The 22,892-nt window shown below is 67.3% G+C and carries 19 protein-coding genes; 10 read left to right on the top strand and 9 right to left on the bottom strand.

Features of this window, described 5'->3' with window-relative positions; translation table 11 throughout:
* The first annotated feature begins 123 nt into the window (after positions 1-123).
* On the top strand, positions 124-1,269 hold the full coding sequence (locus AC5P78_RS13300; protein ID WP_043034326.1) for a hypothetical protein: 1,146 nt from the start codon (positions 124-126) through the stop codon (positions 1,267-1,269).
* Positions 1,270-1,361: 92 nt separating this feature from the next.
* On the opposite strand, the gene AC5P78_RS13305 is transcribed toward AC5P78_RS13300, so the two are convergent.
* Both AC5P78_RS13305 and cysK read right to left on the bottom strand, forming a co-directional pair.
* Positions 1,362-1,961, bottom strand: coding sequence for an O-acetyl-ADP-ribose deacetylase (locus tag AC5P78_RS13305; RefSeq protein ID WP_049406609.1), 600 nt, complete (start codon positions 1,959-1,961; stop codon positions 1,362-1,364).
* Positions 1,962-2,173: 212 nt separating this feature from the next.
* Positions 2,174-3,133 carry a cysteine synthase A gene (cysK, locus tag AC5P78_RS13310; RefSeq protein WP_012481123.1) on the bottom strand — a complete coding sequence of 320 codons (960 nt, stop codon included), beginning with the start codon at positions 3,131-3,133 and terminating at the stop codon, positions 2,174-2,176.
* A gap of 207 nt (positions 3,134-3,340) precedes the next feature.
* Between cysK and AC5P78_RS13315 the strand changes: the two genes are divergently transcribed.
* From AC5P78_RS13315 to AC5P78_RS13350, 8 genes are all read left to right on the top strand, one after another.
* On the top strand, positions 3,341-4,324 hold the full coding sequence (locus AC5P78_RS13315) for a LysR family transcriptional regulator (RefSeq protein WP_024958695.1): 984 nt from the start codon (positions 3,341-3,343) through the stop codon (positions 4,322-4,324).
* 611 nt (positions 4,325-4,935) lie between these two features.
* A complete protein-coding gene (locus tag AC5P78_RS13320) occupies positions 4,936-5,367 on the top strand; it encodes a DUF2946 domain-containing protein (protein WP_201861979.1) in 432 nt (143 codons plus the stop codon).
* Between the two features lie 71 nt (positions 5,368-5,438).
* Positions 5,439-7,508, top strand: coding sequence for a TonB-dependent copper receptor (locus AC5P78_RS13325; protein ID WP_414489825.1), 2,070 nt, complete (start codon positions 5,439-5,441; stop codon positions 7,506-7,508).
* A gap of 274 nt (positions 7,509-7,782) precedes the next feature.
* On the top strand, positions 7,783-8,889 hold the full coding sequence (locus tag AC5P78_RS13330) for an efflux RND transporter periplasmic adaptor subunit (RefSeq protein WP_012481120.1): 1,107 nt from the start codon (positions 7,783-7,785) through the stop codon (positions 8,887-8,889).
* The gene (locus tag AC5P78_RS13335) at positions 8,886-12,011 is read left to right on the top strand and encodes an efflux RND transporter permease subunit (RefSeq protein WP_049448776.1); all 3,126 of its coding nucleotides are present in this window, start codon (positions 8,886-8,888) and stop codon (positions 12,009-12,011) included. The genes AC5P78_RS13330 and AC5P78_RS13335 overlap by 4 nt, the downstream gene beginning before the upstream one ends.
* Positions 12,004-12,588 carry a GNAT family N-acetyltransferase gene (locus AC5P78_RS13340; RefSeq protein ID WP_012481118.1) on the top strand — a complete coding sequence of 195 codons (585 nt, stop codon included), beginning with the start codon at positions 12,004-12,006 and terminating at the stop codon, positions 12,586-12,588. The genes AC5P78_RS13335 and AC5P78_RS13340 overlap by 8 nt, the downstream gene beginning before the upstream one ends.
* 211 nt (positions 12,589-12,799) lie before the next feature.
* Complete coding sequence (locus AC5P78_RS13345) at positions 12,800-14,317, top strand: alanine/glycine:cation symporter family protein (RefSeq protein WP_414498527.1); 1,518 nt, start codon at positions 12,800-12,802, stop codon at positions 14,315-14,317.
* The gene (locus AC5P78_RS13350; protein ID WP_100443397.1) at positions 14,310-15,143 is read left to right on the top strand and encodes a TrmH family RNA methyltransferase; all 834 of its coding nucleotides are present in this window, start codon (positions 14,310-14,312) and stop codon (positions 15,141-15,143) included. The genes AC5P78_RS13345 and AC5P78_RS13350 overlap by 8 nt, the downstream gene beginning before the upstream one ends.
* A 161-nt stretch (positions 15,144-15,304) precedes the next feature.
* Here AC5P78_RS13350 and AC5P78_RS13355 read toward each other — a convergent pair whose 3' ends face one another.
* From AC5P78_RS13355 to AC5P78_RS13370, 4 genes are all read right to left on the bottom strand, one after another.
* The gene (locus AC5P78_RS13355; RefSeq protein WP_005410820.1) at positions 15,305-16,726 is read right to left on the bottom strand and encodes a M28 family peptidase; all 1,422 of its coding nucleotides are present in this window, start codon (positions 16,724-16,726) and stop codon (positions 15,305-15,307) included.
* Positions 16,727-16,951: 225 nt separating this feature from the next.
* A complete protein-coding gene (mscL, locus tag AC5P78_RS13360; RefSeq protein ID WP_014038282.1) occupies positions 16,952-17,356 on the bottom strand; it encodes a large-conductance mechanosensitive channel protein MscL in 405 nt (134 codons plus the stop codon).
* Between the two features lie 54 nt (positions 17,357-17,410).
* Positions 17,411-18,127 carry a fumarylacetoacetate hydrolase family protein gene (locus AC5P78_RS13365; protein WP_087802752.1) on the bottom strand — a complete coding sequence of 239 codons (717 nt, stop codon included), beginning with the start codon at positions 18,125-18,127 and terminating at the stop codon, positions 17,411-17,413.
* Positions 18,128-18,202: 75 nt separating this feature from the next.
* On the bottom strand, positions 18,203-18,484 hold the full coding sequence (locus AC5P78_RS13370) for a hypothetical protein (RefSeq protein WP_005410817.1): 282 nt from the start codon (positions 18,482-18,484) through the stop codon (positions 18,203-18,205).
* Positions 18,485-18,662: 178 nt separating this feature from the next.
* On the opposite strand from AC5P78_RS13370, the gene AC5P78_RS13375 reads away from it, so the two are divergent.
* Positions 18,663-18,998, top strand: a complete 336-nt coding sequence (locus AC5P78_RS13375; RefSeq protein ID WP_024957685.1) for a Rieske (2Fe-2S) protein — start codon at positions 18,663-18,665, stop codon at positions 18,996-18,998.
* A gap of 362 nt (positions 18,999-19,360) precedes the next feature.
* Here the strand turns inward: AC5P78_RS13375 and AC5P78_RS13380 are convergent, their stop codons facing one another.
* From AC5P78_RS13380 to AC5P78_RS13390, 3 genes are read right to left on the bottom strand one after another with little or no spacing between them, the layout of a single operon-like run.
* Positions 19,361-21,208, bottom strand: coding sequence for an SLC13 family permease (locus tag AC5P78_RS13380; RefSeq protein WP_414489894.1), 1,848 nt, complete (start codon positions 21,206-21,208; stop codon positions 19,361-19,363).
* 27 nt (positions 21,209-21,235) lie between these two features.
* Positions 21,236-21,970 carry a tRNA (guanosine(46)-N7)-methyltransferase TrmB gene (gene trmB / locus AC5P78_RS13385; protein WP_005410814.1) on the bottom strand — a complete coding sequence of 245 codons (735 nt, stop codon included), beginning with the start codon at positions 21,968-21,970 and terminating at the stop codon, positions 21,236-21,238.
* A complete protein-coding gene (locus AC5P78_RS13390) occupies positions 21,970-22,764 on the bottom strand; it encodes a thiazole synthase (protein ID WP_005410813.1) in 795 nt (264 codons plus the stop codon). Before AC5P78_RS13390 ends, trmB begins: the two co-directional genes overlap by 1 nt.
* Positions 22,765-22,892: the final 128 nt, after the last annotated feature.

The following is a 22,892-nucleotide window of genomic DNA, read 5'->3' on the forward strand; positions in this document are numbered from 1 at the left end:
CCATCGCTGGATGAACAAGGCAGCGCCGGCATCACGCCGGCGTTTGCTTTTGCGGGTATCTTTTCCGCCCCCGCGTGCCCGGCCGGTACGCGGGAACCACATGGAAGGCCAAGGAGAAACAACATGCGTTTGGCAGCAATCACACTGGCCGTAGCCACGGTCCTGGTCGCCGGCGGGTGCAACCGCATCGGCGGCGGCGCAGAGGCAGGCAAGGCCGCGTCGCTCGATTTCGACAAGCCGGTGTCCGGCGAGATCACCTCGCGCAGCGGCATCAACTTCAATGATGGCAGCCATCACCAGCTCTACCAGATCAAGCTGGAAGACAAGGATCTGGTCGGCCTGAAACTTACTGGTGCCCTCAGCGGCTCGATCGCCGTGTTCAACAACGGCAGTCTTGTTTCCACCAGCAACACCGGTTACGAACGCGAAGGCGACGTCTCGCTGGCGTTCCGTGCCAATGGCGGCGGCACCTACCAGGTGGCGGTCAATGCCGATGGCCCGACCGCCTTTGGTCCGTATCGCCTGCGAGCCGAGAAGCTGAAACCTTACGACGGCAAGCCGTTGGCGGGCAGTGGCGAAATCGTGGACATGCTGGCCAGTGATTCGCAGGACTACACCCTGCAGGTGGACAAGGCCGGCCTGTACGAAATCCGCCTGGTGTCGGATGTCTTCGATCCGGTGCTGAAGCTGTCGGGCCAGGGCGTTGAAGCCGAAAACGACGATGGCAACGACAGCACCAACTCGCGGCTGACCCTGTCGCTGAAGCCGGGCAAGTACACCCTGACCGCGCGCGGCCTCGGCAGCGGTGTCAATGGCATGTTCACCCTGTCTGCCACCCGCATCGAACTGCCGGGGAATCTGGTCGAGCGCGATGGCACCGCCCTGCCGAAGTCGGGCAGCGTGTACACCATGCTGGACAACGAAGGCCGTCGCCGCTTCCTGCTGACCCTGGACCGGCCGGCCGACGTGCGCCTGGACGCGATTTCCAGCCAGGTCGATACCGTGCTGCGCGTGGTCGGTGGCGATGTCGAGCTGACCGACGACGACGGTGGCAACGGTACCAACTCGCGCCTGGAGGAGACTCTGCCGGCCGGTCATTACACCGTCGACGTGTCCAGCCTGAACAATGGCGCAGGCATGGTCGAGGTGCGCGTGCAGGTGGAAGGGGCCAGCGCCGAGGGTGCTGCGGCATCGGCTGCACGTGCCGCTGCCGACGCTGCAGCCGCCGTGGCCGATGACGCCGCTGCGGTGGAAGCTGCCAGTCGTTGAGCGTGATCCACGCCATGCGTGGATGACATCAATGGTGTAACTGAGAAGGCCGGGCAATGCCCGGCCTTTTCCTTTTCGCGCTGCATCGCGATTCAATGCGCGGCGGCAAAACCCGCGTCACCCAGGGGCGGCAGCATCGACCCGCGCGGTTCGCTGTCGGCGCTTTGCCCGGCGGCACTCAACGCCTGCTGGTAGGCCTTGGCCGTAGCGGTATTGAACGCCACCAGCACGATGCGCATCGGTTGCGCGTGGCTGCGCTGCCAGGCCAGTGTTTCGGTCACTGCGATCTGCGCGGCCTGGTACAGCGGATAGCCGTATACGCCGCAGCTGATGGCTGGGAATGCGATCGACTGCACGCCCAGCGATTCGGCCAGCTGCAGCGACTTCCAGTAGCAGTTGGCGAGCAACGCCGGTTCATCGCGCTGGCCGTCGTGCCAGACCGGGCCCACCGTGTGCAGTACGTAGCGTGCAGGCAAAGCGTAAGCACTGGTGGCGCGCACTTCTCCGGTCGGGCAACGTACGCCCGGGCGCAGTTCCGGCAGCTGCGCGCATTCGGCCAGCAACGCGGGCCCGGCCGCACGATGGATCGCGCCGTCGACACCGCCACCACCGAGCAGCGTTTCATTGGCCGCGTTGACGATCGCATCCACCGCCAGGGTCGTGATGTCGCCCTGCCAAACTTCGATCTTCATGCGTCCGTCTCCTGCCTGTGAGGTGATCCGCGCAGCATCTGCGCCGGCTGTTCCCACGGTAGGGGACAGGGCATCGATACTGCGTCATGACCGTCTCACGCGCTGCGATCCGACGGCCTTCACGCACGATGGCGGGCGACGCCTTCATGCAGGCTGAAGCAGAAGGGGGTCGGAGCCCTTTCCCTGCGGAAAAGGGATCCGACCCCGGGGTGTTACGGCAGGCCGGCCAACCAGTCGTCGTCGGAACCCTCGTTCACGTCGGCAAACAGCGGCGTGGAGAAGTAGCGTTCACCGGTGTCCGGCAGCATCGCCAGGATCACTGAACCCGGTTCGGCACGTGCGGCCACATCCAGTGCGCTGGCCACGGTAGCGCCGGCGGAGATGCCGACGAAGATGCCTTCTTCCGCAGCCAGTCGGCGCGCGGTGGCGATCGCGCGGTCATCTTCCACCGTCACCAGTTCATCCACCACATCACGGTTGAGCACGTCGGGCACGAAGTCCGGGGTCCAGCCCTGGATCTTGTGCGGCTTCCAGTCATCGCCCTTCAGCAGTGCGGCGCCGGCTGGCTCGGTGGCGATGATGCGGGTCTGCGGACGCGCGACCTTCAGCACTTCGCCCACGCCGGTGAGCGTGCCGCCCGTGCCCCAGCCGCTGACGAAGTAGTCCAGCCGCTTGCCGGCGAAGTCGCGCAGGATTTCGGCGGCGGTGGTGTTGCGGTGATACGCCGGATTGGCCGGGTTGGCGAACTGGCTGGCCAGGAACCAGCCGTGCTGCTCGGCCAGTTCGCGCGCCTTGCGCACCATGCCGCTGCCGCGTTCGGCGGCCGGGGTCAGGATCACCTTGGCGCCATAGGCGCGCATCAGCTTGCGGCGCTCCACCGAGAAGGTCTCGACCATGGTCGCCACGAACTTGTAGCCGCGCGCGGCGGCGACCATCGCCAGCGCCACGCCGGTGTTGCCAGAAGTGGCTTCGACGATGGTGTCGCCCGGCTTGAGCAGGCCACGTGCTTCGGCGTCGAGGATGATCGCCAGCGCCAGGCGGTCCTTGACCGAGCCGCCCGGGTTGAACGACTCGACCTTGGCGTAGACGCTGACCTGCGGCGGCGCCAGGCGCTGCAGCTTGACGATGGGGGTGTTGCCGACGGTATCGAGGATGGAGTCGTACAGGGCCATGGAAGCGCTCCGGAAACAGGGCCGCGCCGGACGCCGGCGGGCAGAAGGGGAGGGCTGGCTGTTCAGGCCAGCGGCTGCCGGCTGACCGTAGCGCCGGCATATGACGCCCGGAAATGACCAGATACCTTTCTTAAACAACCTTTGGTTATAAGCTGGTGACGGCAATTGACCCTAGAGTGGACCTCCGCCCCACGCCGCCCGCCTCCCATGACGCTGACCCAGCTGCGCTACCTGGTCGCCATCGCCGACGCCGAGCTGAACATCACGCTGGCCGCCTCGCGCGTGCACGCCACCCAGCCCGGCCTGTCCAAGCAGCTCAAGCAGCTGGAAGACGAGCTCGGCTTCCTGTTGTTCGTGCGCAAGGGCCGCAGCCTGGAGTCGGTCACCCCGGCCGGCACCGAGGTGATCGCTCGTGCCCGCGCGGTGCTGGCCGAGGCCAACAACATCCGCACCTACGCGGCCAACCAGCGCCGCGAGAGCCAGGGCCAGCTGATCCTGACCACCACCCACACCCAGGCGCGCTTCGTGCTGCCGCCGGCGGTGGCAGCGATCAAGCAGGCCTATCCCCAGGTGAGCGTGCACCTGCAGCAGGCCGGTGAAACCGACGCGCTGGACCGCTTGAACCAGGGTGACGCGGATATCGCGATCATCAGCACCGCCGGCAGTGAGCCCACCGATGGCATCGCGGTGCCGCTGTTCCGCTGGCGACGCCTGGTGGTGGTACCCAAGGGGCACCCGCTGGACCGCGCCGGCCGCGCACCGGACCTGGCCGCGTTGGCCCGGCAGCCGCTGATCAGCTACGAATCCTCGACCCGCCCGAATTCCTCGTTGCAGCGCGCCTTCGCTGCAAACGGCCTGGCGCCGGACCTGGCGCTGACCGCGCTCGATGCGGACCTGATCAAGACCTATGTGCGTACCGGGCTGGGCGTGGGCCTGCTGGCCGAGATGGCGGTCAGTTCCAACGACGAAGACCTGCGCTCGTGGCCGGCGCCGGACCCGATCAGCGAGTGCATTGCCTGGGCGGTGTTGCCGCGCGACCGGGTGCTGCGCGATTACGCGCTGGAGCTGGTGCACGTGCTGGCACCGCAGATTGATCCGCGCGATCTGCGCAGGGTGCTGGATGGCAACCAGGCCGCCGCGTGGCCGGTGCCACCGACCTGGGAGTCACTGACCCAGACCATCACGGTGTGAGGGGTTGGTCGAGCAGGGCTTGCAGCCCTGCACCTGCTGCGGACAAAGGCAACAGCAACAGCAACAGCAACAGCAGAAGCGGCATTCCGTGGGTTGGCGGGGCGGTGTCGGAGTGCGGGGACGCTGCAAGTACGTCCCTGTAAGCTTGGCAGCCGCATCCATGCGGCTGACACCCCGCACTCCGACACCGCCCCACCTCTGACAGATTCCGGCGGCTGTTGGTAGGTGTCGACCTTGGTCGACACGGTAGATCCACGCCATGCGTGGATGCTTTTCGATTCCAGTTCGAAATATTCGATTCCGATGGAGATTCATCCACGCATGGCGTGGATCTACAGCAGATCGCGAGAATCTGTCGATGGCGGGGTGGGTCCGGTTGCGGGGGCGTGAGCCGCATGGATGCGGCGACCGAGCTTACATGGACGTACTTGCAGCGCCCCCCGCAACCGGACCCACCCCGCCTAACTCACAGGAAGCCAGCTTTTGATGTTGCTTCGGCTCTTGCTGTTGCTCCAGCTCGCAGCGGGTGCAGGGCGCAGCCCTGCCGATAAACCCCCTCCTGCGACGGTTCGTCGCACGGGCAACCCTGGACCCGCCTCTACACTAGCGGGGTGACCCGCCTGTCCCGCCCGCAGCGTCTTCTGCTCCAGCTCGCCATCCTGGCGACGCTGCTGATGGTGCTTGCGCCGCTGGTCAGCCGCGCGCTGCAGGCGCCGCCGATGGACCACACTGCAATGGCGGGCATGGACCACGCCACCATGGGCCATGACATGCACGACATGGCCATGGCCGGGCACGATCAGCACGGCGCCGCGCCGGCAGCGCCTGACCGCCCGGCCGATCCCCACGCCATGCATGGCGAGGCCTGCGAATACTGTGTACTGGCCATGCGCCTGCTGCCCTGGCTGGCGGTGCTGGTACTGCTGTTGCCGTTGCTGTGGCGGCCGCGCCTGGTGTTCCCGTGGTCGCAACAGGTGCTGCCCGCACCGCACTGGCCCGCACACGCCGCACGTGGGCCACCGCGCGTCTCCATCGTCCGCTGATATCCCCGTGGATCTGCCGCACGACGCCTGACCGGGCGCCGTGCGCGCGTGCGTACCTTGGAGCTGTTCCGATGAAAATGACTTCCCGCCCCGCGGGCGCCTGCGCGCGCCTGCCGGTTGCCCTTGGCCTGGCCGTGGCCACGTCACTGGCCTACGCTGCGCCCGCCGAAGAGGCGCGCACCCTCGACACGATGGTGGTCACCGCCGCCGCACCGTCCTCGCCGCTGCACTGGGTGACCGATCCGCGCCTGCCGCGGCAGCCGGTGCCGGCCAGTGATGGTGCCGATTACCTGAAAACCGTTCCCGGCTTCTCTGCCATCCGCAATGGCGGCACCAACGGCGACCCGGTGCTGCGCGGCATGTTCGGTTCGCGCCTGAACATCCTCAGCAACGACGGCAACCTGATCGGTGCCTGCCCGTCGCGCATGGACAATCCGCTGTCCTACATCGCGCCGGAAAGCTTCGACCGGTTGACCATCATCAAGGGCCCGCAGAGCGTGCGCTGGGGCGCAGGTGCCTCGGCCGGTACCGTGCGCTTCGAGCGCGACACGCCGCGCTTCGATGAACCCGGCCTGCGTGCCGATGCCAGTGCGCTGGTCGGTTCGCGCAACCGCAATGACCAGGTGCTGGACCTGACCCTGGGCAACCCGACCGGCTACGTGCGTGCCAGCGGCAACCGCTCCGAAGCCGATGACTACAAGGACGGCCACGGTGACGTGGTGCCGTCGAAGTGGCGCAAGTGGAACGGTGACGTGGCCATCGGCTGGACGCCGGATGCCGACACGCTGCTGGAGATTTCCGCCGGTGCCGGCGATGCCATCGCGCGTTACGCCGGGCGCGGCATGGACGGTGCCGCGTTCGAACGCACCAGCTATGCCGCGCGCTTCGAAAAACGAAATCTGCCCGGTGCGTGGGACACGTTGCAGGCCAACGTGTACTACAACGAAGCCGACCACGTGATGGACAACTACACGCTGCGCACGCCGAATCCCAACAGCATGATGCCGATGCCGATGCCGATGGCGTCGAACGTGGACCGCCGTACCCAGGGCGGCCGGGTCAGTTCCGAGTGGCACTGGCAGGACGTGCAACTGGTGGCGGGTGTGGACGGCGAAGACAGTCGCCATCGTGGCCGCATGGGCATGGGCCGCAACACCTACCGCCAGGCCGCCTGGGAGACCGATGCCAAGTTCCGCCGCTACGGCGTGTTCACCGAGTTGACCCTCGGCGCCGGCACCGATCAGCGGTGGATCAGTGGCCTGCGCATCGACCGCGCCAGCGTCCGCGATGAGCGGCAATCGATCCGCGGAATGATGGGGAACAGGCCCAATCCGACTGCGGGCCAGCGCCGCAAGGAATGGCTCGGCAGTGGTTTCCTGCGTTACGAGCAGGACCTGGCCGACGGCCTGACCTGGTACGCCGGGCTCGGCCACAGTGAACGCATGCCCGACTACTGGGAGCTGTTCTCGCCCAACCATGGCCCGGCCGGCGCAGTGAACGCGTTCACCGGCGTGCAGCCCGAACGCACCACCCAGCTCGACGTCGGCCTGCAGTACAAGGGACCGCGCGTGCAGACGTGGGTTTCGGCGTACGCCGGGCAGATCCAGGACTACATCCTGTTCACGTACCACGGCAGCGGCATGATGGGCATGAGCCAGGCCCGCAATGTCGACGCGCGCATCGCCGGTGCCGAGGCGGGCCTGGAAGTGAGCCTGGCCGGGCAGTGGAAGCTGGGCGGCACGCTGGCCTATGCCTGGGGCGAGAACCGCGACCAGCAGCGTCCGCTGCCGCAGATGCCACCACTGGAAGCACGCCTGAGCGCGAACTGGGAAGGCCAGAGCTGGAGTGCCGGGGCACTGCTGCGTGCGGTGACCCACCAGCACCGCGTGGCCGAGGGCCAGGGCAACGTGGTCGCACAGGACCTCGGGCCGAGTGCAGGTTTCGCCACGTTCGCGCTCAACGCCGCGTACCGTTTCAGTTCGCAGCTGCAGCTCAGCGCGGGCGTCGACAACCTGTTCGACCGCGCCTACAGCGAGCACCTGAACCTGGCCGGCAGTGCCGACTTCGGCTTCCCGGCCGACCCGGTGCGCATCAACGAGCCCGGGCGCAGCCTGTGGATGAAGGTGAACTACCGGTACTGATCCGCCGGGTGAAAAAAAACCGGGGCCGGATCCCCGCCAGGATCCGTCCCCGCCCGACGCCCTCTGTCGGGCAGCTTCGACTCTACGATGGCAACGCCCGTGGTGCACGGCTGGATACACCCCGACACACGCCGACACCGCCAAGGGCAGCCTTGCACGGAACGGGTTCAAGGCGCTATCACGGCTTCGGTTCCACGATGGTAAACGCTTGGCACATACCGCTTTTGCGGGGCCTTGCCTACACTCGGCGGCCGTGGATCAATCAGGACCATTCATGTTGGCTCGTATCGCTTCGACCCTGGCCCTTGGCCTCAGCCTGGCCGTGTTGGCCGGGTGCGCAGGCAAACAGGAGGCCGCCGCGCGTCGGCAGGGCGAAGCAGTGCCGGTCACGGCGCAGGTGGTGCAGCCCATGCAGTGGAACGACACCCTGCAGGCGCTGGGCACGGCCAAGGCGCGCGAGTCGATCAGCGTCACCGCCAAGGTCAGCGAAATCGTCGAGAAGGTGCATTTCGAAAGCGGCCAGCACATCGCCGCCGGCGCACCGATCGTGACGCTGCGCGGGCAGGCCCAGGAAGCGGCGCTGGTGCAGGCGCAGGCCACCTTCCACGAGGCCGACCAGTTGTACAAGCGCCAGCGCGAGCTGGCCTCCCAGCGGCTGGTGTCCAGCGCCACGCTGGATACGCAGAAGTCGATCCGTGATGCCGCCGAGGCGCGCGTGATGCAGATGCAGGCCGACATCGGTGATCGGCGTGTGCGCGCACCGTTCGCCGGCGTGCTCGGCATCCGCCAGGTCAGCCCCGGCTCGCTGGTGACCCCGACCACGGTCATTGCCACGCTCGACGACATCGAGCACATGCACATCGATTTCCAGGTGCCGGAAGTGGAACTGGCCGCACTGGGCGTCGGTGACAAGGTCAGCGCCACCAGCGTGGCGTGGCCGGGCCGCACCTTCGAGGGCGTGGTCAGTACCATCGACGCACGCATCGACCCGGCGACCCGTGCGGTGACCGTGCGCGGCGATTTCGCCAACAGCGACCATGCGCTGCGCCCGGGCATGCTGCTGGACGTGCGCCTGTTCCGCCCCGAGCGCCCGGCGCTGGTGGTGCCGGAAATCGCCGTGGTGCAGGTGGGCCGCGACACGTTCGTGTACCGCATCAAGAGCGACGACAGCGTCGAGCGCGTGGACGTGGTGACCGGTGCGCGCCGCGCCGGCGTGGTTGAGATCAAGCAGGGCCTGGAAGCCGGCCAGCGTATCGTGGTCGATGGCACCGGCAAGCTGCGCCCGGGTTTGAAGGTCGCGGCCAAGGATGCGGCCCCGGCCAGCGGTGCCAAGCCGGCGGATGCACCGGTGCCGGTCGCGGCCGAGGGCCACGGCGGATGAAGCTGTCCGACATCTCCATCCAGCGGCCGGTGTTCGCCGTGGTGATGAGCCTGTTGCTGCTGGTGCTGGGCGTGATGTCCTTCACCCGCCTGACCCTGCGCGAACTGCCCGCCATCGATCCGCCGATCGTGTCGGTGTCGGTGGACTACACCGGCGCCTCGGCGGCGGTCATCGAAAGCCGCATCACCCAGGTGCTGGAAGATGCGCTGGCCGGCATCGAAGGCATCGATACGATCAATGCGCGCAGCACCAACGGCCGCTCGCAGGTCAGCATCGAGTTCACCTCCAACCGCGATATCGAAGCGGCGGCCAATGACGTGCGCGATGCGGTCAGCCGCGTCGCCGACCGCATGCCCGAAGAAGCGCGTCCGCCGGAAATCGCCAAGGTCGAGAGCGATGCCGACCCGATCATATGGTTCAACATGGTGTCCTCGACCATGGACACGCTGGAGCTGAGCGACTACGCCGACCGCTACGTGGTCGATCGTTTCTCCAGCCTCGATGGCGTGGCCCAGGTCCGCATCGGTGGCCGCCAGCGCTATGCGATGCGCATCTGGCTGGACCGTGACCAGCTGGCCGCGCGCGGGCTGACCACTGGCGATGTGGAAACCGCACTGCGCAACGAGAACGTGGAATTGCCGGCCGGCCGCATCGAGTCGACCGACCGTGACTTCACCCTGCGCGTGGAGCGCAACTACATCAAGCCGGAAGACTTTGCGACCATCCCGCTGGGCAAGGGCCGCGACGGTTACGTGGTGCGCATGGGCGACGTGGCGAAGATCGAACTGGCTTCGGCCGAGCGTCGCGCGTACTACCGCAGCAACGGCGAGCCGGGCATCGGCCTGGGCATCGTCAAGACCTCCACTGCCAACTCGCTGGACGTGGCGCGTACCGCGCGCGCTGAAGCCGAGCGGGTGGCGCTGACCCTGCCCAAGGGCACGCAGATCTTCGTCGCCTTCGACAACACCACCTTCATCGAAGCGGCGGTGGATCGCGTCTACGCCACGCTGGTGGAAGCGATGATCCTGGTGCTGGCGGTGATCTGGCTGTTCCTTGGCAGTTTCCGCGCTGCACTGATTCCGGCCGTGACCGTGCCGGTCTGCCTGGTCGCGGCGTTCATCGCGCTGTATGCGTTCGATTTCTCGATCAACCTGCTGACCCTGCTGGCCCTGGTGCTGTGCATCGGCCTGGTGGTGGACGATGCGATCGTGGTGGTGGAAAACGTGCAGCGCCGCATCGACCTGGGCGAGCCCCCGCTGGTGGCCTCCAAGCGTGGCACCACGCAGGTCGCCTTCGCGGTGATCGCCACCACCGCGGTGCTGGTGGCGGTGTTCCTGCCGGTCGGTTTCCTGGAAGGCAATACCGGCCGCCTGTTCCGCGAACTGGCGGTGGCGCTGGCGGCGGCGGTTGCGTTGTCCGCGTTCGTGGCGCTGACGCTGACGCCGATGATGGCCTCCAAGCTGCTCAAGCCGCACACCGGGCAGGCACCGCGCGGCCTGCATGGCTTCGTCAACCGCAACCTGGAGCGCCTGGCCTCCGGCTATGGTCGCGTGCTCGACCATCACGTGGACCGCACCTGGATCTACCTGCTGGTGATGGTGGCCGCGCTGGCCGCCAGCTGGGGCCTGCTGAAACTGCTGCCGTCGGAGCTGGCGCCGGCCGAAGACCGCGGTTCGTTCCAGATCATGATCGACGGCCCGGAAGGCGCCGGCTACGACTACACCGTGCAGCAGGTACAGCAGGTGGAAGCGCTGCTGGCCCCTCACGTCGGCCCGGACAAGCCGATCGTGCGTGCCAACCCCCGCGTGCCCGGCGGCTTCGGTGCCAGCGAGGAAATGCACACCGGCCGCGTCAGCATCTTCCTGCAGCCGTGGCGCCAGCGCAGCGAGGCCACGCCGGACGTGGCCAACGCACTGCAGAAGGAACTGGACACCATCCGCGGCGTGCGCGTGCGTACGCAGGTGGGCGGCGGGCTGGTGCGCAGTGGCGGCCAGCCATTCCAGATCGTGCTGGGCGGCCCGGAATACGCCGAGATCGCGCAGTGGCGTGACCGCATCCTGCTGCGCATGGCCGACAATCCCGGCCTGGTCGGCCCGGATTCGGACTACAAGGAAACCCGGCCGCAGATGCGGGTGAACATCGACCGCCAGCGTGCGGCGGATCTCGGCGTGCCGGTCACCGCGATCGGTTCGGCGCTGGAAACCATGATGGGTTCGCGTCGCGTTACCACCTTCGTCGACAACGGCGAGGAGTACGACGTGCTGGTGCAGGCCGGTCGCGATGGCCGTGCCAGCCCGGCCGACCTGGCCGCGATCCGCGTGCGCGCCACCTCCGGCGAACTGGTGCCGCTGTCCAACCTGGTCACGCTCAGTGAAGTGGCCGAGGCGGGCACGCTGAACCGCTTCAACCGCCTGCGCTCGATCACCATCACCGCCGGCCTGGCACCGGGCTATCCGCTGGGCGAGGCCATCGCCTGGGCGCAGAACGTGGCCCGCGAGGAACTGCCGCAGTACGCGCAGGTGAACTGGAAGGGCGAATCGCGCGAGTACCAGAGTGCGGGTGGCGCGGTGCTGCTGACCTTCGCCATGGCCCTGCTGGTGGTTTACCTGGTGCTGGCCGCGCAGTTCGAGAGCTTCATCCACCCGCTCACCATCATGCTGACCGTGCCGCTGGGCGTGCTCGGTGCCTTGGTCGGGTTGTGGGTGAGCGGCGGCACAGTGAACCTGTTCAGCCAGATCGGCATCGTCATGCTGGTCGGCCTGGCAGCGAAGAACGGCATCCTCATCGTCGAATTCGCCAACCAGCTGCGCGACGACGGAAGAACCGTGCGCGAGGCGATCATCGAATCGGCGATGGTGCGCCTGCGCCCGATCCTGATGACCTCGATCGCCACCGTGGTCGGCGCGATTCCGCTGGTGGTGGCCGGTGGCCCCGGCTCGGCCAGCCGTGGCACGATCGGCATCGTGATCATCTTCGGCGTGACTCTTTCGACGTTCCTGTCGCTGTTCGTGGTGCCGGCGTTCTACGCGCGGCTGGCCCCGTACACCCGCTCGCCGGAAGCGGTGAAGCGCGAACTGGAGAAGCAGGAAGCCGAATCGCCCTCGGTGGGCGGGCATGCCTGACCGGCACGCCGACGGGGTCGGATCCCTTTCCCAAAGGGAAAGGGCTCTGACCCCGCCACTACAGGGAGAAGGTTTCCGACTGCGCCCCTGGCGCCCGGAAGACCTGGAATCCCTGCTGCGCCATGCCAACGACGCCGAGGTATCGCGGGGCCTGCGTGATCGCTTTCCGTACCCGTACACGCGCGAGGATGGCGAGGCCTTCCTGGCGGGCCGCGTGCTGGCCCCTGGCACGCTGAACCTGGCCATCGAGATCGACGGCCAGGCCTGCGGCAGCGTCGGTGCCCAGCAGGGCGTGGCCGAGCGTGGGCATACCGCCGAACTGGGTTACTGGCTCGGCCAGGCCTACTGGGGCCAAGGCGTGATGACCCGCGTGGTCGGCCTGTTCGCCCCGTGGGTGATGGATGAGCTGCGCCTGTTCAGGCTCCAGGCCACCGTGGTCGACTTCAACCTCGGCTCGGCCCGGGTGCTGGAGAAGAACGGCTTCCAGGAAGAGGGCGTGGAGCGTTGCGCGGTCTACAAGCGCGGCGTGCTGCACGACCTGCGCCGTTTCGCCCGGGTGCGCACGCAACTGCCGTGAGCCCTCGGGGTCAGATCCCTTTTCGCCAGAAAAGGGCTCTGACCCCAACCCGCCATAAGGGCGAACCGGGGTCGGAGCCCTCGCGCGGCGCGCAAGGGATCCGACCCCTTGTCTTCTGGCGCTACCGCAGCGGCCTGCGATCAGGGAGAATCGACCGGTCCCCTCCAGCCGACGGGACGTCCTTACAACCCGCCGACTGGAGAGAGCGCGCGTGGAAGCAACCGTACACTTCATCAACAGCATCATCTGGAGCAAGGCACTGATCTTCGTGTGCCTGGGCGCCGGCCTGTTCTTCAGCCTGCGCACCCGCTTCATGCAGATCCGTGGCTTCTTCGAGATGTGCCGCCTCACCGTCAGGGGGGAGAAATCCGACGCCGGTGTGTCCTCGTTCCAGGCGCTGGCCATGTCGATGGCCGGCCGCATGGGCATCGGCAACATCGCCGGCGTGGCCACCGCCATCGCCTTCGGCGGTCCCGGTGCGATCTTCTGGATGTGGGTGATGGGCTTCCTTGGCGCATCCACGTCGTACGTCGAATGCACCCTGGCGCAGATCTACAAGACCAAGGATGCCGAAGGCCGCTACCGCGGTGGCCCGGCGTACTACATCGAAAAGGCCATGGGCCTGAAGTGGTATGCGCTGGCCTTCGCCATCGCCACGATCATCGCCGCAGGCTTCCTGATGCCGGGCGTGCAGGCCAACGCCATCGCCGACAGCATCATCAACGCCTGCCGTGGCACCGCGCTGTGCGGTCCGCTCGATGGCCAGGCCTTCGGCATGGAATCGGTGCAGGCGCTGAAGCTGGGGATCGGCATCGTGGTGGCGCTGCTGCTGGGCGTGGTGATCTTCGGTGGCGTCAAGCGCATCGCCAACTTCGCCGAGGTGGTGGTGCCGTTCATGGCCGCCGGTTTCATCCTGATGGCCATCATCATCATGATCATCAACTACGACCGCGTGCCGGAAATGTTCGGCATCATCTTCAAGAGCGCCTTCGGCACGCATGCCGCGTTCGGCGCGATGATGGGCCTGGCCGTGGAGTGGGGCATCAAGCGCGGCATCTACGCCAACGAAGCCGGCCAGGGCTCGGGCCCGCACGCGGCGGCCGCCTCGGAAGTCTCGCATCCGGCCAAGCAGGGCTATGTGCAGGCCTTCGCGATCTACTTCGACACCATGATGGTGTGCACCGCCACCGCGTTCCTGATCCTGGCCAGCGGTACCTACAACGTGTACTCGCCGGTGGAGGGCGCCGCGCCGATCTTCCAGGGCCTGGCCGGCATTCCGGAAGGCGCCGGTTACGCCCAGGCGGGCGTGGAAGCGGTGCTGCCGGGCTGGGGTTCGGCGTTCGTGTCCATCGCCATCTTCTTCTTCGCCTTCACCACCATCATGGCGTACTACTACATGGCCGAGACCAACCTCAGCTATGTGAACCACAACAGGAAGCGCCCGCTGACCGTGCTGGTGCTGCGCCTGGGCATCATCGGCATGGTGGTGTTCGGCGCGTTCCATAATGCGACCCTGGCCTGGGCGCTGGGTGACATCGGCGTCGGCCTGATGGCCTGGCTGAACATCATTGCCATCCTCATCATCCAGAAGCCGGCCATGCTCGCCCTGCGTGATTACGAACGACAGAAGAAGCTCGGCCTCGATCCAATCTTCGACCCCGATGCCCTGGGCATCAAGAACGCCGATTTCTGGCGTCAACGCAAGCTGGAGTTGTCCCGTAGTGAATGATCCCTGGAAGAATGCCCGCCGCCCGTCGTCGCGACCGCCGCGGGCCACTCCGCTGCCACCGCGTGAGGGCGGCACCCCGCCGCCGCCGGGGCGCGGCAACGACGAACTGCGCCTGTATGGCTGGAACGCCGTGCAGGCGCTGTTCGCCAATCGCCCGCAGGCGCTGCGCAAGCTGTACCTGGTGGACGCGCTGATTCCGCGCATGCAGCCGGTGCTGAAGTGGTGCGTGGCCAACCGCGTGGGCTATCGCGTCGTCGAGGAAGGCGACCTCAACAAGCTGGCTGCCACGACCCATCACGAAGGCCTGGTAGCCGACGTGCTGCGTGCGCCGGTCGTGCCGCTGGCGCAGTGGCTGGCCGATCTGGAGCAGGGCCCGGTGCTGGCGTTGTGGCTGGATGGTGTTGGCAACCCGCACAACTTCGGCGCGATCCTGCGCTCGGCCGCGCATTTCGGCGTCAAGGCGCTGCTGCTGCCGGCCGGCAGCACGCTGGCGCTGTCCGGTGCTGCCGCACGCGTGGCCGAAGGCGGGGCGGAGTCGGTGCCGCTGGTGCAGTTGCCGGAGACTGCAGAGGCGATGGCGCAGCTGCGCAGTGCCGGCTTCGGGCTGGCGGCGACCCTCGTTGAGGGTGGCGACGACGTGTTCCGTGCGTCGCTGCCGGAGCGGCTGGTGTACGTGATGGGCGCCGAAGGCGAGGGCATGGACCGCGGCCTGGCCAGCGAATGCGACATGCGGGTCTCGATTCCCGGCAGTGGCGCGGTGGAGAGCCTGAACGTGGCCTCGGCCACGGCCGTGCTGCTGGCGCAGTGGGCAAGTCGCCGCGGGTGATCCCGTATCCGGGGTCGCATGATCGGGGTCGGATCCCTCGCCGAAGGCGAGGGCTCTGACCCTGCCGGGTTCCTGATTCAGGACCCGCCTTGGTGGGTGCGAACCTTGGTTCGCACCGCGCTTCCAGTTGCGCTCGCCGGGCATGGCCCGGCACTACCGCATCACTCGTTCGGAGGCGTGGTCGCCTTGGCTTCGCTGCCGAAACTGCCATCGGCTTCCGCCGCCAGGTACGCGAACACCGTATACGCGGCCACGTTCTGCGCCAGCGCCTTCGGGTCGATCTTGTCCAGCGTGTCGTCGGCGGTGTGGTGCAGGTGGAAGTAGTCCGAGCCGTCCTGCGCCAGCCACGCCCACGCACCGCCCTTGGCGGCCAGCGGGCCGACGTCCGGGCCCGGGCCACCCTTGTCGGCCTGGTACTCGATGCCCAGCGGCTTCATCACTTCGGCAATCTGCTTCGTCGCTTCACGTGAGCCTTCCGGATTCGGTGAACCGGTATTGAAGGCGTAGATGCGGCCTGCGCCGAAGTCGCTCTCGGCGGCCAGCTGGTGCAGGGCCACGTCCTTGGCGTGTGCCTCGGCATAGGCCTTGCCGCCGTAGAGGCCCTGTTCCTCGTTGGCGAAGGCGATCACGCGGATGGTGCGCTTCGGTGCCTGCTTCAGCAGGCCGATCAGGTGGCCGGCGGCCATCGTGATGCCCACGCCCGCGCCGTCATCCACGGCGCCGGTGCCCAGGTCCCACGAATCCAGGTGACCACCGATCACCACCACTTCCTTCGGCAGGCTGCGGCCGGTGATCTCGCCGATCACGTTGTACGAGGTCGCCGTACCATCCCAGCCACAGTCCAGTGCCACCTTCACCGTGGTGCTGCCACGGGCCAGCAGGCGCGCCAGCTGGTCGGCATCGGGCACCGACAGTGCCGCCGACGGCACCGGGGTCAGGCCATCATCGAAACGGGTGATGCCGGTGTGCGGCACGCGGTGGGAGTCGGTACCGGCCGAGCGCATCAGGAAGCCCACCGCGCCCTTGCGGATCGCTTCTGACGGTCCCTTGCTGCGGATTGCACCGCCGCGGCCGTAGTCGCGGCCATCGCGGAACGGCAGCATCTGGTAATCGACGAAGGCGATCTTGCCCTTCAGCGAACCGGCCGGTGCCGCCTGCAGGGCGGCCAGATCGGCGAAGCGCACCACCTCCGCTTCCACCGTGCCGCCCGGGCTGCCGCCCAGCGCAGTGATCTGCAGCGGCTGCGGGTTCCTGCCGGTCACGGCAGCGTGTTCACTGCGCCGCTCCCATTTCGGGAAGGTCACCGGTTCCTTCCACACCTTGTCGAAGCCCAGTGCCTTGAACTTGGCTTCGGCCCAGGCCACGGCGCGGGCGTCGGCCTCGCTGCCGGCGATGCGCGGGCCGATTTCGGTGGTGAGCGATTCGACCACCTTCCAGCCGGTGTCATCGGCCAGCGCCTGGTCGCGCAGCTGCGCGGCGGTGGCCAGCGACGCCGGGGGCAGGGTGGTGGTATGCGGCGCCGCGAAGGCCGGGGCGGCCAGCAGGGCGAGGGAGGATGCGATGGCAAGGACGCGGCGACGCATGGACAACTCCGGGAAGGGACCTAAGCCTTGGAGCTTAACAGTCGTTCAGCCCGGCGCATGGGCGGGAGGTCATGGCTGGCGCGAACGCTGTTTTCCGCCATGTCCGGCAAAGCGAAAGCCCCGCCGGAGCGGGGCTTTCGCGCAGTCGCGGCAGTGCCGGCCGCTGGCCGGCTTCCGCATGTTCCGACATTGCCGGCCAGCGGCCGGCACTACCGTTCTGCCGCCTTATTTCTTCAGGCTGTCGCGGATCTCGCGCAGCAGCACCACTTCCTCGGCCGGTGCGGCCGGTGCAGCCTCCTGCTTGCGCGAGAGGCGGTTGATCGCCTTGACCACGATGAAGATGGCGAAGGCCACGATCACGAACTGGATGATGGTATTGATGAAGTCGCCGTAGCCAACCACCACGGCCGGAATCTCCTTGCCATCCGGACCCAGGTGGGCCGGCGACAGGGTCCAGGCCAGGCTGGAGAAGTCCACGCGGCCGATCAGGTAGCCCAGCGGCGGCATGATGATCTTCTCGACCAGCGCCGTCACGATCTTGCCGAAGGCCGCGCCGATCACCACGCCGACGGCGAGGTCGATGACGTTGCCGCGCATCGCGAATTCCTTGAACTCGGTGAGCATTCCCATTGTTGTTTTTCTCCGGTGGGGAAGTGGACAGCGCGCAGGGTAGCGCAGGTAATGTCAGCCGGCGATCACGCCGTGGCGCTCGGCCACATTTTCCAGGCGCGCGCTGAAGCGGTCGCCGGGCTTCAGTGCAGCCACGCCGGACGGGGTGCCCATGAACACCAGGTCGCCGGCACGCAGCTGCCACAGCTTGGACAGCTCGTGCAGGATCTCCGGCACGTTCCAGATCATCTGGTCCAGCAGCGCCTGCTGGCGCACCTCGCCGTTGACCTCCAGCGACAGGTTGAGCGCGGCCAGGTCGCCGACCTCTTCGGCGTGGACGATTTCGCTGATCGGCGCGGAGGCGTCGAAGCCCTTTGCGGCATCCCACGGGTGGCCCTTGTCCTTGGCCGCAGCCTGCAGGTCGCGGCGGGTCAGGTCCAGGCCGACGGCGTAGCCGTAGACCAGTGCTTCGGCATCGGCCACGGCCAGTTCGCCAGCGGGCGCATCACGGCCGATCGCCACCACCAGCTCCACTTCGTGGTGCAGGTTGGCGGTCGCCGGCGGGTAGGGGATGGCATCGTCATGGCCGACCACGATCGCATCGGCCGGCTTGCTGAAGAACATCGGGCGGCCGCGGTCATCGGCTGCCGGCACCGCCGCGCCCATCTCGCGGGCGTGGTCGGCGAAGTTGCGGCCGACGCAGTAGATGCGGTGCACGGGGAAACTGCCACCGCCCACCACCGGTACACGCGGCAGGGCTATGGCAGGGATCACATCGGAGACATCGGACATGCGGGCATCCAGGAAGGGCATGCCCGCAGTCTAGAACGCATGGCGCCCGCCGTCAGCGGGCGCGCAGGAGGTGGATCAGCGCGAGGCCGGCAACACCGGCTTGCGTACCACGCGGTACTCGCCTTCGACCACGGTCGGGTCGACCGGACGGGCAACACCCGGCTTGCGCGAGGCCAGCAGCTTCCACGCCAGGCCCACCAGGATCATCGCCGCACCGACGAACACGCCGATGAACACCATCGCGGCCAGGATCGCCAGGCCAAGCAGGCCCACGGCAACGCGCACCAGCGGATGGCGCGGCTTGCGCGGCGCGAACAGGGTGCGGAACTGGTTGAAGGCGGATGCGCGATTGAACATGGCGGCTCGATAGGCTGGGATCAGCGAAACCAGAGTATCGGGACGCGCCACTGTCATTGAGTGAAAAACTCGTTAAATATAGCCTGTGCTTATTACGGATCAATGACTTGTGTTCATGTCGCAGCCAGTCACCTGAGTGGGCGTGCGACAATGCGGGTTTACTGTCCGAGCCTTCGCCATGACTGCCCCTGCCGCCCTGATCGCCCTTGATGCCATTGCCGATGGCGCGTTTGCCGAGGTCGAAGCGGTGGTTGATGGCGATGCCGAATCGCTGGTGCTGTACCGCGACGGCGCGCAGGTGCGCGCGTTCCTGAACATCTGCCCGCACGCCGGCCGCCGCCTGGACTGGGCCCCGGGCCAGTTCCTGAAGAGCCGTGAAGGCCACCTGGTCTGCGCCGCGCATGGCGCCTCGTTCGCGCTGGACAGCGGCGACTGCATCGCCGGCCCGTGCAAGGGCGACCGCCTGCGCGCGGTGCCGGTGGACGTGCGCGACGGGCAGGTTTACCTGGCTTGAGGCAACCGGTGTGCGAACCAAGGTTCGCACCCACAGGATCAATGGGTATCCACATCAATGGGTATCCAGAGATTCAGCCACGCATGGCGTGGATCTACGGTGTCGACCAAGTCGACAGCTACCAGAGCGAGATCGGTGCCGACCAACGGTCGGCACCCACCACCAGCCTCGTGAAACTGTCGAAGGCGGGGTGGGTCCGGTTGCGGGGGCGTGAGCCGCATGGATGCGGCGATCGAGCTTACATGGACGTACTTGCAGCGTCCCCCGCAACCGGACCCACCCCGCCATCCCACGGAATGCCAGCCTTTGACGTTGACGTTGATTCGGGTGCAGGGCGCAGCCCTGCCAACAAACCCCAACCCTCAGAACATCAGGTTGATCATCAACACCACCACGCAGGTGTAGATCAGCGACAGCGGTCCGCCGACCCGCCACATCTCGCGCGGGGTGTAGTTGGCCGGGCCAGTGATCATCGAGATCACCGGGTTGGAGGCCGTCATCAGGTTGTTGGACGCCGACAGCGCCACGATCAGCGCGAACGCCGTCGGGTTGCCCCCCGCCGCCAGTGCCAGGTTCACCGCGATCGGCACCATCACGATGGTCGCACCCACATGGCTGATCACCAGCGAGAACGCCGTGGTCAGCAGCGCCAGCGCCACCTCCAGCACCCACACCGGAATGCCGGTCGGCAGCTTGTCGATGGTATGGCCGGCCACCCACGCGGCCGCACCGCTGGAGTCCATCGCCCAGCCGAGCGGAATCAGCCCGGCCATCATGAACACCGTCTTCCAGTTGATCGAGGCATACGCCTCGTCCATACGCAGCACGCCGGTCAGCAGCATGCCGGCCACGCCGGTCATCAGCGTCAGCGCCACCGGCAGCTTGCTGGTCAGCGCGATCAGGATGGTCAGCGCGAAGATCGCCATCGCAATCTTGAACTTGTGCGGGCGCTGCTCGCCGGTCGGATAGTCGGTCACCACCACGAAGTCGCGGCTGCGTGCGGCCTGCGCCAGGTCGGTCCAGATGCTGTGGAAGACCAGCATGTCGCCGGCACGCAACTGCACGTCGCGCGCGTCCTCGCGGATCACCTGCTTGTCGCGGTTGATCGCCAGCAGGCTGATGCCGCGCTCCTTGCGCAGGCGCAGGTCGGCCGCGCTCTTGCCGATCACGTTCGAGGTCGGCGGTACCACCGCCTCGGAAATACCGGCGCGGCTTGGGTTGAACAGGTCACCCAGGTGCTTCAGGCGCGAAGACATGCGCAGGAACTGGTTCTGCGCGAAGTCGTTGATCTGCTCGCGCGGACCCATTGCGCCGAGCACGCTGCCCACCCAGATGCGCATCTCCGCCGGCGGCGCCAGGCGGGTGTCATTGCCGGTCTTCAGGGCCAGCAGCAGCGGGGCATCGTGCAGGTTCTCGGCCTCGCCCAGGGTCATGCCGACCAGCGGGCTTTCGGCACTGACCACCAGCTCGAACACATCGCCTTCGATGCCATAGGTCTTGGCGAAGTAGCTTTCGGTGCGCGCCGGGGTGACCCCGTCGTTGGCCAGGTTCTCTTCCTCGATCAGCTTGCGGTCGCCGTAGTAGCGGAAGTACAGCAGCGAGGCGATCAGCAGCGCCACGCCGATCGGCAGCGGCGCGAACATGCGCAGCGGCTCGATGGTAGCCAGGCCCGAGGGCAGGTTGTTGTTGGCCGAGGCCAGCAGATCGTTCAGTAGGATCAGCGGCGAATTGCCGACCATGGTCAGCGCACCGCCCATCACGATCGCCGCCGAAATCGGCAGCAGCAGGCGCTGCAGGGTCAGGCCGGTGCGCGCTGCCAGTCGCGAAGCCACCGGCAGGTACAGCGCCATCACCGACGGGTTCTGCATGAAGGACGAGTTCAGGCCGGCAATGGCCGTGGTCATCATCAGCAGCCTCTGCTCGACGCCATGACCGCGTCGCAGCAGCCACGCGGCCAGCCGGTTCAGCGCCCCGGTGCGGTCCAGGCCGGCACCGAGGATGGTGGTGGCGATGATGCTCATCACCGCGTTACCGGAGAAGCCGCCGAAGATTTCCTCCGGCGCGATCAGCCCGGTGACACCGAGCACCACCAGCACCACCAGCGCGACCACGTCGGCGCGGATGCGCTCGAACAGGAACATCGCCATCGTGAAGCCGACCAGCCCGAGCACGAGCTTCATGTCGTTGGTCAGCGTCAGCGCGGTATCCATGTGGGGCGCGGCGTCCTCAGGCGATCGTCAGGTGCGGTCGTACAGCAGGTCCCAGACGCCATGGCCGAGCTTCTGGCCGCGGGTCTCGAAGTGGGTCTGCGGGCGCCAGTCCGGGCGCGGCACGCTGCCACGCGGGCCGGCACGGTTGACCAGGCCGGCGGTGGCATCGAGCACGTCCCACATCTGCTCGGCGTAGTCCTCCCAGTCGGTGGCACAGTGCAGGCGGCCGCCCGGGCGCAGCTTGCGCACCAGCAGTTCGGCGAACGCCGGCTGCAGCAGGCGGCGCTTGTTGTGGCGCTTCTTGTGCCACGGGTCCGGGAAGTAGATGCGCACTTCATCGAGCGCGCCATCGGCGATCTCGTTCTGCAGCACTTCAACCGCGTCGTGGTGGTACAGGCGCACGTGGTCGGCGTTGTCGTCGGCCAGCGCGTTCAGCAACCTGCCCACACCCGGGGCGTGCACTTCGATGCCGATGTAATCGCGCGACGGGTCGTGCTGGGCGGCGAAGCGCAGCGCGGCACCGTTGCCGAAGCCGATTTCCAGCACCTTGTGTGCCGGGCGGCCGAAGGTGGCGTCCAGGTCACGCGGTTGGCCGGTGTAGTCGAGGCCGAAGCGCGGCCAGCGTTCATCGAACGCGCGCTGCTGGGCGGGGGTGAAGCGGCCTTGGCGCAACACGAAGCTGCGCACCTCGCGGCGGCCTTCGCTTACGGTGAAGGGCTTGGGCGGAGCCTTGGAACCGGCGCTGTCGAAAGGATTGGTCATCAGCCGATCAGCCCATCCACCGGGGAGGAGGCGCTGGCGTAGCGCTTGCGCGGGATGCGCCCGGCCAGGAAGGCCTCGCGGCCGGCCTCGACCGCCTTGCGCATGGCACTGGCCATCAGCACCGGGTGGCGCGCACCGGCAATGGCCGTGTTCATCAGCACGCCGTCGCAGCCCAGTTCCATCGCAATCGCGGCATCCGACGCGGTACCGACGCCGGCGTCGACGATGATCGGCACCTTGGCGTCTTCGATGATCTGCAGCAGGTTGTACTTGTTCTGGATGCCCAGGCCCGAACCGATCGGCGCGGCCAGCGGCATCACCGCAGCGCAGCCGATCTCTTCCAGGCGCTTGGCCAGGATCGGATCGTCAGAGGTGTAGACCATCACCTCGAAGCCGTCCTTGACCAGCTGCTCGGCAGCCTTGAGGGTCTGCACCACGTCCGGGTACAGCGACTTCTGATCGCCCAGCACTTCCAGCTTGGTCAGGTTATGGCCGTCCAGCAGCTCACGGGCCAGGCGGCAGGTGCGCACGGCGTCTTCGGCGGTGTAGCAGCCGGCGGTGTTGGGCAGGATGGTGTAGCGCTCCGGCGGCAGCACGTCGAGCAGGTTCGGCTCGCCCGGGTTCTGCCCGATGTTGGTGCGGCGGATCGCCACGGTGACGATCTGGGCGCCCGCGGCCTCGGTGGCCAGGCGGGTTTCTTCCAGATCCTTGAACTTGCCGGTGCCGGTCAGCAGCCGCGAGCCATAGGTCTTGCCGGCGATCACCAGCGAATCGGGGGAGACATGAACGTTCATGGCGCGATTATCGCCTATCCGCCTGAAGATGGGATCACGCAAGGCGGTGCTGTCCGCAGGAGAGCGAGGGTAGAGCCGGCCGCTGGCCGGCACATGCAGGGTGCCTGACAGCGTCGGATTGCCGGCCA

It is taken from the genome of Stenotrophomonas sp. YJH_SMC_133 (assembly GCF_059370655.1).

Coding starts and splice junctions, on each gene's coding strand:
- AC5P78_RS13325 (WP_414489825.1), top strand. CDS start 5,439: ATGAAAATGACTTCCCGCCCCGCGGGCGCCTGCGCGCGCCTGCCGGTT.
- AC5P78_RS13390 (WP_005410813.1), bottom strand. CDS start 22,764: ATGAACGTTCATGTCTCCCCCGATTCGCTGGTGATCGCCGGCAAGACC.
- AC5P78_RS13305 (WP_049406609.1), bottom strand. CDS start 1,961: ATGAAGATCGAAGTTTGGCAGGGCGACATCACGACCCTGGCGGTGGAT.
- AC5P78_RS13340 (WP_012481118.1), top strand. CDS start 12,004: ATGCCTGACCGGCACGCCGACGGGGTCGGATCCCTTTCCCAAAGGGAA.
- AC5P78_RS13330 (WP_012481120.1), top strand. CDS start 7,783: ATGTTGGCTCGTATCGCTTCGACCCTGGCCCTTGGCCTCAGCCTGGCC.
- mscL (WP_014038282.1), bottom strand. CDS start 17,356: ATGGGAATGCTCACCGAGTTCAAGGAATTCGCGATGCGCGGCAACGTC.
- AC5P78_RS13335 (WP_049448776.1), top strand. CDS start 8,886: ATGAAGCTGTCCGACATCTCCATCCAGCGGCCGGTGTTCGCCGTGGTG.
- AC5P78_RS13355 (WP_005410820.1), bottom strand. CDS start 16,726: ATGCGTCGCCGCGTCCTTGCCATCGCATCCTCCCTCGCCCTGCTGGCC.
- AC5P78_RS13300 (WP_043034326.1), top strand. CDS start 124: ATGCGTTTGGCAGCAATCACACTGGCCGTAGCCACGGTCCTGGTCGCC.
- AC5P78_RS13365 (WP_087802752.1), bottom strand. CDS start 18,127: ATGTCCGATGTCTCCGATGTGATCCCTGCCATAGCCCTGCCGCGTGTA.
- AC5P78_RS13315 (WP_024958695.1), top strand. CDS start 3,341: ATGACGCTGACCCAGCTGCGCTACCTGGTCGCCATCGCCGACGCCGAG.
- AC5P78_RS13380 (WP_414489894.1), bottom strand. CDS start 21,208: ATGGATACCGCGCTGACGCTGACCAACGACATGAAGCTCGTGCTCGGG.
- AC5P78_RS13370 (WP_005410817.1), bottom strand. CDS start 18,484: ATGTTCAATCGCGCATCCGCCTTCAACCAGTTCCGCACCCTGTTCGCG.
- cysK (WP_012481123.1), bottom strand. CDS start 3,133: ATGGCCCTGTACGACTCCATCCTCGATACCGTCGGCAACACCCCCATC.
- trmB (WP_005410814.1), bottom strand. CDS start 21,970: ATGACCAATCCTTTCGACAGCGCCGGTTCCAAGGCTCCGCCCAAGCCC.
- AC5P78_RS13375 (WP_024957685.1), top strand. CDS start 18,663: ATGACTGCCCCTGCCGCCCTGATCGCCCTTGATGCCATTGCCGATGGC.